General features: G+C 52.5%; 11 protein-coding genes. All 11 read right to left on the bottom strand.

From position 1 onward, the window contains the following. Positions 1-18 precede the first annotated feature (18 nt). The 11 genes from ACZND6_RS04130 to ACZND6_RS04080 all read right to left on the bottom strand — a co-directional run bounded on the left by ACZND6_RS04130 (position 19) and on the right by ACZND6_RS04080 (position 12689). Positions 19-273, bottom strand: coding sequence for an STAS domain-containing protein (locus tag ACZND6_RS04130; RefSeq protein ID WP_008810498.1), 255 nt, complete (start codon positions 271-273; stop codon positions 19-21). Positions 274-275: 2 nt separating this feature from the next. Further along, positions 276-902, bottom strand: a complete 627-nt coding sequence (locus ACZND6_RS04125) for an MlaC/ttg2D family ABC transporter substrate-binding protein (protein ID WP_008810497.1) — start codon at positions 900-902, stop codon at positions 276-278. Next, positions 899-1675, bottom strand: a complete 777-nt coding sequence (locus tag ACZND6_RS04120) for an MlaA family lipoprotein (protein WP_008810496.1) — start codon at positions 1673-1675, stop codon at positions 899-901. The genes ACZND6_RS04125 and ACZND6_RS04120 overlap by 4 nt, the downstream gene beginning before the upstream one ends. Positions 1676-1679: 4 nt before the next feature. Then, positions 1680-2162 (bottom strand): outer membrane lipid asymmetry maintenance protein MlaD, encoded by a 483-nt coding sequence (mlaD, locus tag ACZND6_RS04115; protein WP_008810495.1) that lies wholly within the window; start codon positions 2160-2162, stop codon positions 1680-1682. Between the two features lie 15 nt (positions 2163-2177). Continuing rightward, a complete protein-coding gene (gene mlaE, locus ACZND6_RS04110; RefSeq protein WP_008810494.1) occupies positions 2178-2969 on the bottom strand; it encodes a lipid asymmetry maintenance ABC transporter permease subunit MlaE in 792 nt (263 codons plus the stop codon). Continuing rightward, positions 2966-3781 (bottom strand): ABC transporter ATP-binding protein, encoded by an 816-nt coding sequence (locus ACZND6_RS04105; RefSeq protein WP_008810493.1) that lies wholly within the window; start codon positions 3779-3781, stop codon positions 2966-2968. Before ACZND6_RS04105 ends, mlaE begins: the two co-directional genes overlap by 4 nt. Before the next feature lie 192 nt (positions 3782-3973). Next, the gene (locus ACZND6_RS04100) at positions 3974-4432 is read right to left on the bottom strand and encodes an acyl-CoA thioesterase (RefSeq protein ID WP_008810491.1); all 459 of its coding nucleotides are present in this window, start codon (positions 4430-4432) and stop codon (positions 3974-3976) included. 21 nt (positions 4433-4453) lie between these two features. Beyond that, on the bottom strand, positions 4454-5932 hold the full coding sequence (locus ACZND6_RS04095; RefSeq protein WP_008864574.1) for a glutamate synthase subunit beta: 1479 nt from the start codon (positions 5930-5932) through the stop codon (positions 4454-4456). A gap of 8 nt (positions 5933-5940) precedes the next feature. After that, positions 5941-10626 carry a glutamate synthase-related protein gene (locus ACZND6_RS04090; protein ID WP_489524406.1) on the bottom strand — a complete coding sequence of 1562 codons (4686 nt, stop codon included), beginning with the start codon at positions 10624-10626 and terminating at the stop codon, positions 5941-5943. Positions 10627-10736: 110 nt separating this feature from the next. Further along, the gene (locus tag ACZND6_RS04085) at positions 10737-11468 is read right to left on the bottom strand and encodes a transposase (protein WP_008810488.1); all 732 of its coding nucleotides are present in this window, start codon (positions 11466-11468) and stop codon (positions 10737-10739) included. 51 nt (positions 11469-11519) lie between these two features. Then, positions 11520-12689: a molybdopterin-binding protein gene (locus ACZND6_RS04080; protein ID WP_489524405.1), complete on the bottom strand. Its 1170-nt coding sequence runs from the start codon at positions 12687-12689 to the stop codon at positions 11520-11522. Positions 12690-12972 lie beyond the last annotated feature (283 nt).

The raw sequence follows: 12972 nt of genomic DNA, 5'->3' as shown, positions 1-12972 counted from the left end.
TTTTCATATCTCAAGGTCTTACTTGATCAGGTCGGAAAGACTGTAAAGCTTGACCAAATTTTGGAAGGACTCAGGAGCATTGATCACTTTCAGCTCGGCGTTTCTTGCCTGAGCCCTTCGCATCCATTCCAGTACGACGGCCACCGCGGCGCTGTCGGTTTTCTGCACATCTTGCATATCCATCACGCTGTCACCTGAATCAATGGCCTGTATGCCTTGGTTCAAAATCGCAACGGCATTATCAAAGCCGATGTGCTGAGCCTGCAACTTCATCCTTACTTCCCTTTATTGGCTTCAAGCTTCTGCACGCGGTCTTTCAGCTGAGCGATCAAACCGGTAAGGCCGGAGTTCCCGATAACGGAAGCAAACTGAGAACGATAGTTCTCAACGAGCCAAACACCGCCGACGCAAACGTCGAAGATCTTCCAGTCTTTACCGGTATTCATCAGACGGTAGTCCAGCTGAATCGGATCGCGCTGGCTGGCTACCAAGCGTGTGCGGACGATCGTCAGACGAGGATCATTGCTCGGACGAGATTTTGCCGGCTCGACCGTGTAGTTGTTGGCTTCCTTCAAGGCGCCCGAGTAGACAGCAACGAGAAGCGTGCGGAACAGTTGCATGATCTCTTTGCGCTGAGCTTCGTTAGCCTTTCTCCAAGAAGGACCCACGGCCATACGTGTCATCGTGGCGAAGTCTGTATAGGGCAGAATCTTTTTATCTACAAGCTGATTAACATGCGCCGGGTCGGCTGCTGCCAAAGCCGGGTCTTTCTTAATTTCATCTAGAACCTGAGTAGATACGTCCATGACCAATTTCTCCGGAGCAAGACTCGGTTCAGCAGTTGCCGCGACTCCGAAAACGGAGAGGAAAAACACGACAATCAGGCTAATCAGTTTTTTCATTTCTTTTCATCCATAGCGGGTTTATCAGCATCGTCAGCGTCATCATCGCCGAACGGGCTCAGCAGCGGCTGCTGAATCATTGCAGGGCCGTCACCGTTCTGAAGCGAGTTCTGGCGCTGCTGCAGGTAAGCGTTTCGTGTCGCAACGTACGGGTCGACGGTCTTATCCAACATATCCGTGACCGGAAGCAGGCGCTCTCTGGCGTTGACGAACTTGGCGCCCCACCACGGCCATACGAACCAGTCCCTGCCGACGTACGTGTTCGGATCCAGGAAGACTTCAGGAACCAAGCCGACGGTGTCACGAACGGTTGAAGGTCCTAAGACCGGAATGACAAAATACGGGCCTTTCGGAACGCCCCAAGTTGCAAGGGTCTGACCGAAATCTTCCGGCATACGGGGAATATCAACCATCTGGGCTACGTCGAAAATACCAACGACGCCGACAGTGGAGTTAATCATGAGACGGAACAAGGAAAGAATGCCTTCTTCGACTTTTCCTTGAAGAACATTGTTGACCGCATTAGACGGCTCCATCGTGTTCTGGAACACGCGGGTCACACCTTCGCGCACGGGCTTCGGAGTGATGAACTGATAGCCCTTTGCCAAGGGACGGATCAGAATAAAGTCCAAACCTTGGTTAAAAGCAAAGGTCTGACGGTTCAAGGTTTCCCAGGGATCGTCGGGATTCTGACCGGAGTCTTTCGGGACGGAGGCACAGCCGGACAGTAAAGCAGCTCCGACGAGCGCAAGAGCCAAGATCTTCTTTTTCATTTTGTTATTCCTTCTTCGAGCCAGCGTTTTCTTCAGCCTTATTAAACATGAATTGACTGATCAAGTTCTCTAAAACAACAGCACTTTGAGTAAATTCTATTCTTCCGCCGTTTGTTAAGTCCTTATCATCGGCTCCGGGCTGCAGGCCGATATACTGCTCACCGATTAGGCCGGCCGTAAGAATCTTCGCAGAGGTATCTGCCGGGAACTTGAATTGGTTCTCCATAGAGATCACGACTTTTGCCTGGAACGTGTCGTTGTCGTAGCTGATGGATTTGACTCGGCCAACGAGCACACCGGCGCTTCTGACCGGAGCGCGGGCTTTCAAACCGCCGATGTTATCGAAGTAGGCGGTGACTTCGTAGCCCTTGGAAGTAGAGAACGAACTCAGGTTTGCGGCCTGGAGCGCTAAGAACAACAGAGCAACAATGCCGCCGAGGACAAACAAGCCGACGAGGAAATTAATTTTTGTATTCTGATTCTGCATGACTGACTTTCCTTTCTAACCGTGCGTAAACATAAAGGCGGTCAGAATGAAATCCAACCCTAAAACAACAAGAGATGAAACAACAACTGTTCGCGTAGTCGCGCTCGAAACACCTTCCGGCGTTGCACGAGCTGTATAGCCTTCGTAAAGCGCAATCGCTCCGACGGCTACGCCGAACACAAAGGTTTTGATAATGCCGTTGCCGATATCGGGGCCGACTTCAACACCGGCCTGCATCTGTGCCCAGAAGGCGCCGGAATCCAATCCGATCAACGGAACAGCCACGACCCAGCTGCCGATAATGCCGACAGCGGAGAACATGATCGCAAGCAGCGGCATCGAGATGACGCAGGCCAAAAAACGCGGTCCCAAAATTCTGCGGATAGGATCGACACCCATCATTTCCAGAGCGGAAAGCTGTTCACCGGCGTTCATCAAACCGATCTCCGCCGTAAGCGACGTACCGGCGCGCCCCGCAAAAAGAAGTGCCGTCACCACCGGTCCCAGCTCTCGGAGCAAGGACAGAGCAACTAAAACGCCGAGCGCCTGCTCGCTGCCGTAGCTCGAAAGGACGTAGTCGCCCTGAAGACCGAGCACAAAGCCAACGAATAATCCGCTCACCAGAATAATGACCAGTGAGTAATTGCCTACAAAATACAGCTGTTTGAGTGTGTCTTGAAAACGCGTAAACGACGGGCCGAGGTTTACAACTAAACGGAAAAGAAAGCGTGAGAAGTTTCCGAGCGTACGCACGCCGGAAAGCGCCCAGGCGCCGACGGAACTGATCCAATTAAAAATACCCATCATTTCAGACCAAGCTCCTGATTCAGCGGTTCGGCCGGATACTGGAATCGGACGGGACCGTCCGGCAAACCGTTAACAAATTGATAGACGAACGGATCTTTGCTTTGACGCAGCTCGTCAGGTGTTCCGTGTGCAGCGACTTTTCCGCTGGAAATCATATAGACGTAATCTGCGATGCCGAACGTTTCCTGAACGTCGTGCGTGACGATCAGACTTGTTGAGCCGAGAACAGTGTTCAAATTGCGGATCAGCTGAGCGGTCACGCCCATAGAAATCGGATCTAAGCCGGCAAAGGGCTCGTCATACATAATGAGCATCGGATCGAGCGCAACGGTTCTGGCGAGCGCTACGCGGCGGCTCATACCTCCGGAAATCTCAGACGGGTACAGTTGAGCGGCACCGCGAAGTCCGACCGCATTGAGTTTGAGCAAAACGAGGTCACGAATTAAAGCTTCCGGAAGATCCGTGTGCTCACGCAGCGGGAAAGCGACGTTATTGAACACCGTCATATCCGTAAACAGCGCTCCGAACTGAAACAGCATTCCCATCTTTCTGCGGATGCGGTACAGAGATTCGAGGTTGGCCGTATTCAGCCGTTCTCCGTCAATAAAGACCTCTCCTTTATCCGGCGTCAGCAAACCTCCGATAAGTTTCAGAAGGGTTGTCTTGCCCATGCCGGAGCCGCCCATAATGGCAATCACTTCGCCCTTACGGAAGGATAAGCTCACGTCATCCAAAATGACGCGGGAGCCTTCCGCATAAGAAAAGCTCATATCCTTAATTTCGACAATCCAGTCGTTGTCCTGTCTCTCCATCGTCGACCCAATAAAACCAAAACAGGCATTCTTACACAAATGCCTAATTGATCGATTATGCCACACCCGCGCGGGCTATTCCTTTGATTAAAGGCGTTAAATCGGATTCAGCTAATCACGGGGTAAAGAATTTTTTACATTTTTTATGCAGAAAAAGAATAAAGGCAGCCGAAGCCGCCCAAACTTACGAGATCATGCCTGTGAAGGACTTCTTCGAACGCCTGATGCTTTGAGGTCCGGATCGTCCGGAGGCACAAGCGGAAAATTTTTCTTAACCTCCGCACTAATATCTGCGGCCCGCCCCGTCTGAAGATCGACAAAAGTCCATTCAGTCCAACCCTGCATACAGACTTTATTGTCCCGCTTCAGATAAAAGCAGCGGCGGCTTTTGGCGCCGTCCATGGTCTCTACCCAAGTAAGCATGGTGAGTTCGTCGCCTTCGAACGTGGGCCGCAAGTACTCAATCTTATGAGTACTTGCAACAAACACTTTCCCGATTCCCAGATAGCGGTCCATCGTCCACCCAAGAGAGTCCGAGTGAGCAAGCGCCGCCTCTTCCATCCAGCGCAGATACTCTTTGTTGTTGGTATGACCCAGCACATCAATTGATTCTTTGCCGACCTTGATCGGAAATCGGAAAATTCGTTCCATGAGCAGTATGCAAAAAAAGAATTAATTTTGCTCGTCGCTGAGGAACTTGTCGACAGCCTCAGCGCACCGACGGCCTTCAGCCAGAGCGCGAACCACCAAGCTCTGGCCTCTGCGGCAATCGCCGGCTGCAAAGACCTTCGGAACATTCGTGCGGAAGGCATCTTTTCCTTCGTACGCCGCCTGGGCATTGCCGCGCATGTCGGTTTGAACGCCGAACGCATCCATCACCGGGCTGCTCGGATGCAGGAAACCCATTGCAAGCAGAACCAGGTCGCTCTCGATTTCGAACTCGCTGTCCGGGATTTCTTTGAAAGTTCTGCGGCCGGTAACCGGATCTTTCATCCACTCCAGACGCACGGCTTTAACACCGCGGACCCGTCCTTCGCCGTCGGACAAAAACTCCTTCGTGGAAATCGCATAGTCCCGTTCACCGCCTTCTTCCTGAGAGGTAGAGGTACGCATAACGGCAGGCCAATTAGGCCAAACCATCGACTTATCGTAGGTTTCCGGCGGCTTCGGACCCAAGTCGATCTGCAGGACCTTTTCTGCACCTTGACGAATCGCGGTGCCAAGGCAGTCACTGCCGGTGTCGCCGCCGCCGATGATCAGAACCTTTCGATCTTTGGCACTGATATCTTCGTCAAAGGGCTCAGAAGCGTTGTGCTTATTCTGTACCGGGAGGTATTCGAGCGCGAAGTGAATACCTTTGAGATCACGGCCTTTCACCTGCAGATCTCGCGGCGTTTCGGAACCCACAGCAAGCACGACGACTGAGAAATCTCGAAGGAGCTCGGAAACATCGATCGTCCGTTCACTGTCGTTCCAAATTCCGTGCGGATGATCTGGAACGCCGATAGACGTAGAGCAGCGGAACTGCACGCCCTCATTTTCCATCTGTGCAATCCGGCGATCGATCAGACTCTTATCCAGCTTGAAGTCAGGGATGCCGTAGCGGAGCAGGCCGCCGGGGCGTTTGTTCTTTTCAAACACCGTGACGGCGTAGCCCATGCGAGCCAGCTGCTGCGCACAGGCGAGTCCCGCAGGACCGCTGCCTACGACCGCGACCGACTTATCTTTGTGCTCCTTGGGAGGCTCTGGTTTGACCCAGCCCTGATTCCAGGCATTCGTGATAATGGCGCGCTCAATGGACTTAACGCCCATAGCTCGCTGCGTGTAATTCATGATGCAGCCGTTTTCGCACAGCGCTGGACAGACACGAGAAGTGAACTCCGGGAAGTTATTGGTTGAAGACAAGACGTGATAAGCCTTCTCCCAATCTTCGTTGTAGACCAAATCGTTAAATTCCGGTGCGACGTTGTGCAGCGGGCAGCTGAATGTGCAGAACGGTGTTCCGCAGTCCATACAGCGAGCGGCCTGCTGCTTTGCTTCCTGCTGACTCAGCGGAGTAATGAACTCGCGAAAATGCGTCTTACGCTGAGCAACCGGTTCGTGCGCCTGTTCGAGGCGCTCAAATTCCATAAATCCTGTTACTTTTCCCATGGTTCACCTCAGGCGGCTGAATGAGCAATGCCTTTGAGCAAAGCTTGTTTGTATTCTTTCGGGAAGACCTTCACGAACTTCTGAAGGCTTCTCGGCCAATCGTCGAGAATGTCTCGAGCTCTCTGACTTCCCGTGTAGAGGAAGTGACGATTGACCAGGTCTTTCAGGATGCTTTCGTCTGTCTTGCCGAGGTGCCAGGCGCTGTGGTCGCCCGAAGCGGCTTGGTCTTTATCCGGCAGCACAGCACAGAGCTCGACGCTTTCAGAGTTGCAGCGTTTCGCAAACGTTCCGTCCTCGTCGTAGACATAAGCAATACCTCCCGACATACCGGCGCCGAAGTTTCGGCCGACATCGCCTAAAACCACGACAGTTCCGCCGGTCATGTATTCACATCCGTGATCTCCGCAGCCTTCCGAGACTGCTGTTGCACCGGAAAGTCGAACCGCAAAGCGCTCGCCTGTCACACCGTTGAAGAAGGCTTCACCGCTGGTGGCACCGTAAAGAACCGTGTTGCCTGCGATGATGTTTTCGTCGCCTCTGCCGCGGAAGTCGGTCGGGCAGCGAACGATGATGCGGCCGCCGGATAGGCCCTTACCGACATAGTCGTTGGCTTCGCCGACCAGGTCGAGCGTGACACCGTTGGCAAGGAAAGCGCCGAAGGATTGGCCGGCTGTACCTGTCAGCTGAATGTGCAGTGTATCTTCAGGCAGACCTTCGGCACCCCAGCAGCGAATGATTTCGGAAGAAATCTTCGTACCGACCGTACGATGAATGTTCTTGATCGGAGAGATAAAACTGACTTTTTCTTTCTTCTCAATGGCATTGCGGCAAAGATCCAGCAGCTGGTAATCCAGTTCCTTTTCCAGACCGTGATTCTGCTTGACGCTTTGACGGCGCTTGTTCGGGTCGTCAACCTCCGGCTGATAGAGAACGCGAGACAGGTCGAGGTGAGCACACTTAGCCGGGTGCATCTTCTTCTGGCGCAGAAGATCGGAGCAGCCGACCAAGTCTTCAAACTTGCGAATACCCAGGCTTGCCATGATTTCACGAACTTCTTCGGCAACGAAGAAGAAGTAATTCACAACGTGCTTCGGTTCACCGTGGAAGCGTTTTCTGAGCTCTGGATCCTGGGTTGCGATACCGACCGGGCAGGTATTGAGATGGCACTTACGCATCATCATGCAGCCTTCCACAACCAGCGGAGCCGTCGCAAAGCCAAATTCGTCAGCACCCAAGAGCGCACCGATGACAACGTCACGGCCGGTCTTAATCTGACCGTCCACCTGGATTCGGACGCGGTCTCTCAAGTTGTTGATTACCAAAGTTTGCTGCGTTTCAGAAAGGCCCTGTTCCCAAGGCGTACCGGCAAACTTAATGGAAGAAAGCGGAGAAGCGCCTGTACCGCCGTCGTGGCCTGCAATCACAATATGATCGGCCTTTGCCTTAGCGACACCGGCAGCAACTGTGCCGACACCCTGCTCGCTCACGAGCTTGACGCTGATGTCTGCCTTGTCGTTGGCCATCTTGAGATCTCGGATCAGCTGAGCCAAGTCCTCGATCGAGTAAATGTCATGATGCGGAGGTGGCGAGATCAAACCGACACCGGGGATGGAGTAACGCAACTGAGCAATGTATTCACTAACCTTATGACCGGGCAGCTGACCACCTTCGCCGGGCTTGGCGCCCTGACTCATCTTGATCTGGATTTGGTCAGCGCTCGACAAATAGGCTTCAGTCACACCGAAACGGCCGCTCGCAACCTGCTTAATACGGGAGCGCAGAGAGTCGCCTTCTTCCAACGGAACGTCGGCCACGATGCGGTCTTCGCCCAAGATCGACTTCAGCGTGTCGCCCTTCTTAACAGGCGAAAGGCCTTCACGCATTTCTGCTTCATAGCGTTTCGGATCTTCACCGCCTTCACCGGTGTTGCTCTTGCCGCCGATTCGGTTCATGGCCACGGCAAGGACCGCGTGGGCTTCTGCAGAGATAGAGCCGAGCGACATGGCGCCGGTCGCAAAACGCTTCACAATTTCTTTGGCCGGTTCCACTTCTTCCAGCGGAATGGCCCTGGAAGGATCCACGTTGAATTCCATCAGGCCGCGCAACGTCATCTGGCGCTTGCTCTGGTCGTTGATGATTTCGGCGTATTCCTTGTAAGTCTGATAAGAGTTGCCGCGTGTGGCGTGCTGAAGTTTGGCAATTGCTTCAGGCGTCCACATATGTTCTTCACCGCGGGCTCTCCATTGATATTCGCCCAAGGTCGGAAGCAGTTTGTGACGATGGTTCTTATCGGCAAAGGCTTCCTTGTGCTGTTCAATAGCTTCGCGCATCACGTCAAAGATGCCCAAGCCGCCGACTTTGCAGCTGGTTCCGGGGAAGTAGCGATCGACGAACTCTTTATCCAAACCAAGTACTTCGAAGATCTGGGCGCCGCGGTAACTCATGTAAGTTGAGATACCCATCTTGCTCATAATCTTCTTGAAGGTTTTACCGATAGCGTGAATGTAGTTCTGCGTTGCTGTCTTTACATCGATCCCGCTTGGGTTGCCCGGCTTGTAGAGTTGTTCGATGGTTTCCAGTGCGAGATACGGATGAATTGCTTCGGCGCCGTAGGCAGCCAGAACGGCCATATGGTGCGTCTGAAACGCACTTCCGGTTTCGATGACAAGACCGGTATTCGTGCGGAGACCTGCCGCGATCAAGTGTTGGTGAATCGCACTGATAGCAAGCGGCATCGGGATTGCGACACGCTCTTCGCTCATCTTCCGATCCGTCAGGATCAGAATGTTGTAGCCGTCTTTAACGGCATCCACAGCCCGTGCACAAAGAGAAGCCAAACGAGCTTCTACACCTTCTTCGCCCCACGCAACACGATAAGTCGTGTCAATTTCATAGGAGCGGAACTTATCTCCGGTGTAGCGGTCGATGCGGCGCATCTTCGCCATTTCTTCCATACCGAGAATCGGCTGGGAGAGTTCCAGACGCAGCGGCGGGTTGACGTTGTTGATGTCGAGAAGATTCGGACGCGGACCCACGAAGGAAACCAGCGACATCACAAGCTGTTCGCGGATCGGGTCAATCGGAGGATTGGTCACCTGAGCAAACAGCTGACGGAAGTACTGATAGAACGGCTTGGCTCGGTGAGAGAGCATCGCAAGCGGTGTGTCGTTTCCCATGGAGCCGATTGCTTCTGCGCCTTTTTCCGCCATCGGGCGCAGAACAAACTTAATGTCATCTTCGCCGTAGCCGAACGCTTCCTGACGTTTGATCAGAGGAACCGGATTATTGTTGGGCAGCGGAGGCGGAGCAACCACGTCAGAGAGATGAATGTTCAGGCGCTTTGTCCATTCCTTATAAGGATTGCTCAGAGCCAGGGTACGTTTGATTTCTTCGTCTTCAATGATGCGGCCCTGTTCGGTATCGATCATGAACATCTTGCCCGGCTGCAGACGCCATTTCTTTTTAATTTGACTCTGAGGAATCGGCAGTGTTCCTGCTTCAGAAGCCAGGATCACAATATCGTCGTTGGTCAGAATATAGCGACCCGGACGAAGACCGTTTCGGTCGAGTACGGCACCGATGCGCACACCGTCGGTAAATCCAACAGCTGCCGGACCGTCCCAAGGTTCCAGCATGGCTGCGTAGTATTCGTAGAAAGCGCGCTGAGCCGGATCCATCTGTCCTTTTGCCTGCTCCCAAGCTTCAGGAATGGTCAGCATCACGGCCTGAGCCAGCGGGTAGCCGCTCATGACCAGAAGTTCAAGCATGTTGTCTAAACAAGCCGTGTCGCTCTGACCTTCGTAGATGATCGGCAGCAGCTTCTTGACGTCATCTCCCAGGACGGCTGTTTCAACGGCACGTTCGCGGGCTCTTAACCAATTAAAGTTGCCTTTAACCGTATTGATTTCGCCGTTGTGCGCAATCATGCGGTACGGATGGGCAAGTTCCCAGCTCGGGAATGTGTTGGTCGAGAAACGCTGATGAACCAAAGCAATGGAGCTGACGACACGAGGATCATTGAGATCTTTGTAGTAGGCACCGACCTGATCTGCCAGCAAAAGACCTTTGTACACAATGGTCTTTGTCGACATTGAAGGCACGTAGAACTCTTTGCCGTGCTTTAATTTCAAAGCCTGAATTTTGTGACCGGCAAGCTTGCGAATGACGTACAGCTTGCGTTCAAGGGCGTTCGGCACCATGACGTCGGGACCGCGGCCGATGAAGATCTGACGAATAACCGGAGCGGTTTCCAAAACCGTCTTCGACATTCTGATAGTGGTGTCAACCGGAACGTCTCTCCAGCCTAAAACAACTTGGCCTTCGGCCTTCACGACGCGTTCCAATTCCTGTTCGCAGGCGCGCCGAGAAGCGTGCTCACGCGGCAGGAAAATCATGCCGACGCCGTAGTCGCCTGCGGGCGGCAGAAGGATGTTTTGTTTAGCCATTTCGGCGCGGAAGAAGGCATCCGGAATTTGAATCAAAATACCGGCGCCGTCGCCGCACAGCGGATCAGCACCGACCGCGCCGCGATGATCAAGATTTTTTAGAATTTGCAGCGCCTGCGTCACGATTTCGTGACTGGCCTGTCCTTTGACACTGGCGACGAAACCGACACCGCAAGCGTCATGCTCATAAGCGGGATCATAAAGTCCGTGCTCGGCAGCATCTTTCCTTTGGTCTGAGCGAGTGCTCATGGGGTTCTCCTGAATGGATTCTTTATTGAAGACTTGTTTGTTATAGAAGATTTAACTTCGCAAAATGCAAAGAAATATTTTTATGTGACACTAATTTATAAAAATTTTCTTTATTTATTTAATAAATTGGTGTCAGATTCAAGAGGGTTTATTGCGGACGCCTTGCGGGGGCGACCTCTTCCGCGCTGCGGCTCCATCCGTTCAGCCTCAACGCCTATAGACTCTAAGAACTTCTTGTCTGCGATCGGCCAGCCGCGTTTTACACAAGACATCAGCCTTTCCCCGAAAACTTTATCAGGACCGCGTTCAAAAAGATCCTTGTAATTTTTTTGCCGCTCAAACGGCGTATTGCCCAGTGCCCAATACTCGATGGAAGGCACCATGAAGTAATCGCTGCGGATGCCGGCGTGATGGAAGTAGCTGCTCCACGGATAAAACTGCGGCTCTCCGTAACCGTAAACGAACGGCAGCCATTCCATATAAATTGTCGCCGCCAAAAGCCTGCCTTTTCCCTGCAGAAGCGAAGACTCAAATCTGCCCTGCCAAATCTTGCCGTTTCGCGAAAACTCGTCATTGAAGTAATGGCTGTACAGACGGCTTAGCTGCTGCACGAACCGAGAGAGATCCTCCGCTTTTTCTCGCGGCGTCAGCAGCAGATGAATTTGGTCGGTAAAAACCGCAAAGGCCGAAATGTCAGTGCTGTACGCACGAGAGCCGTCTGAGAAGATCTGAAAGAGCTTCTCGATGTTCTTATCAAACGGAATCAAAGAGATTTCCGGCACACTTCTGAGGACAACATAGTGTGCCTGCGCAGCTGCAGACAATCGAGTCAAACGGGTCATGGGATTCGGGTCTTTTGGTTTTCTAACCTATCTTACCGAGCCAGAAGCGCTTTAACTCAATAAGCCGTTAAAAAACAGCTGCGCTTCCACGGCTTCTCCGGCTTCAATCCTTCGGCCCTGGGGATTCGGAATCGCCGCCGCTGCATCTCGAAAAGCCGACGAACGGCCGCTTCCCTTCTGTACGGGAAGTGCAATGACTCTGCCCTCGAACGGCGCCAACTGCACGCAAATGTCGCCGGCTTTGCCTTCGTAATCAAATCCCATGAATACTTTTTGACGTCTCACAAAGAAAGGATCCGTTCTGAAAGACTGCCAAATGACGGGGAGCACGACCCGCTGAACAATGTTGACGAACCCGAGCGGATTACCAGGAAGGCCGAACAAAACCGCACCTTTGAGATTTGCGCATACAAAAGGCAGTGAACTCGAGAGTTTTGTCTGATCTTCGGACTGCTTCGCTCCGGCGCGCTTAAGCGCAAGCCGCAGCATATCGCTCTTACCTTGTCCGGTTCCTCCGACCGTGATAATAAAGTCGAAGCTTTGAGCAAGCACTTCCAGACGGTCGGCAATCGAATCGGCTTCGTCCTTCGCGTAAAAGATCGCCGTATCCGTCAGTCCCAGCCCGGAAAGAAGATTCATGAGATAGACCGCATTGCTGGAGTGGCGTCCCGCTGAACTCAAAGCGCCGGCTTCAGCAATCTCGTGCCCCGTCGCCAGGATCGCGGCCGAGGGGCGCTTCCAGACGCGAATCTTTTCGATGCCGGCCTCAAACAGCAGCGCCTGCGCTCCGGCGCCAAGGACCGTACCTTTTTTCAGAATAAGAGACCCTTTGGTCCATTCTGTCCCGCGCGGCAGGACGTTCTCGTAGGGATACACATCAGCAGCAAAATCCGGGGCTTGTGGATCAGAATCTGAAACGACGGCATCGGCAGCAAGCGGGAGAAAACCGCCGGTATTGATCCATCGGGAACCGTTTTTTTGTAACAAAGCGGGCTGCTCTCCGTTTTTGACCGGCTCACCCACTAAGGTGTGATTACCCTCAGTTGTGCTAATCGCCCATCCGTCTCTCAGCGACACGTCATAAGGCGGAATATCTTCCATGCAAACAACATCTTCGGCGAGTTCGCAGCCGAAACTATTGTCCGTGCTTACACCTACATTTATTCTTTTTGTTAGGGTTTCTCCTAGCTCAAAGGGGTAAAGTACAAAACAACCATTCATATTTTGTTGATCCTAAACACTTTTTGTTCTTCTTTTAGATGGGTATTTATTTTGTGTATCCACTAAAAAAAATTGTAACTTCACAAAAATTCTTTTCAAGAATATTACAAATTGTTAGAATTTGTTCGTGTCGAAGACGAAACTGTAACAAACCGTCTCGGCATAACACCCCAAGTGCAGCGACTAGTAGTTCAATCTATAAATTCGTTATCAATTAAGTAAATGCGGACTCGATGTCTTCAAGCTTCCATTTCCAGCGATAGACAACCGGCTCCGCATTGAC

The organism is Parasutterella sp. (genome assembly GCF_057870745.1).
This window is presented reverse-complemented; position numbering and strand designations above follow the sequence as displayed.

Bases quoted from the DNA above. Each gene is read 5' to 3' on its own strand.
- ACZND6_RS04095 (WP_008864574.1), bottom strand. From the start codon at position 5,932: ATGGGAAAAGTAACAGGATTTATGGAATTTGAGCGCCTCGAACAGGCG.
- mlaE (WP_008810494.1), bottom strand. From the start codon at position 2,969: ATGATGGGTATTTTTAATTGGATCAGTTCCGTCGGCGCCTGGGCGCTT.
- ACZND6_RS04120 (WP_008810496.1), bottom strand. From the start codon at position 1,675: ATGAAAAAGAAGATCTTGGCTCTTGCGCTCGTCGGAGCTGCTTTACTG.
- mlaD (WP_008810495.1), bottom strand. From the start codon at position 2,162: ATGCAGAATCAGAATACAAAAATTAATTTCCTCGTCGGCTTGTTTGTC.
- ACZND6_RS04125 (WP_008810497.1), bottom strand. From the start codon at position 902: ATGAAAAAACTGATTAGCCTGATTGTCGTGTTTTTCCTCTCCGTTTTC.
- ACZND6_RS04130 (WP_008810498.1), bottom strand. From the start codon at position 273: ATGAAGTTGCAGGCTCAGCACATCGGCTTTGATAATGCCGTTGCGATT.
- ACZND6_RS04100 (WP_008810491.1), bottom strand. From the start codon at position 4,432: ATGGAACGAATTTTCCGATTTCCGATCAAGGTCGGCAAAGAATCAATT.
- ACZND6_RS04090 (WP_489524406.1), bottom strand. From the start codon at position 10,626: ATGAGCACTCGCTCAGACCAAAGGAAAGATGCTGCCGAGCACGGACTT.
- ACZND6_RS04105 (WP_008810493.1), bottom strand. From the start codon at position 3,781: ATGGAGAGACAGGACAACGACTGGATTGTCGAAATTAAGGATATGAGC.
- ACZND6_RS04085 (WP_008810488.1), bottom strand. From the start codon at position 11,468: ATGACCCGTTTGACTCGATTGTCTGCAGCTGCGCAGGCACACTATGTT.
- ACZND6_RS04080 (WP_489524405.1), bottom strand. From the start codon at position 12,689: ATGAATGGTTGTTTTGTACTTTACCCCTTTGAGCTAGGAGAAACCCTA.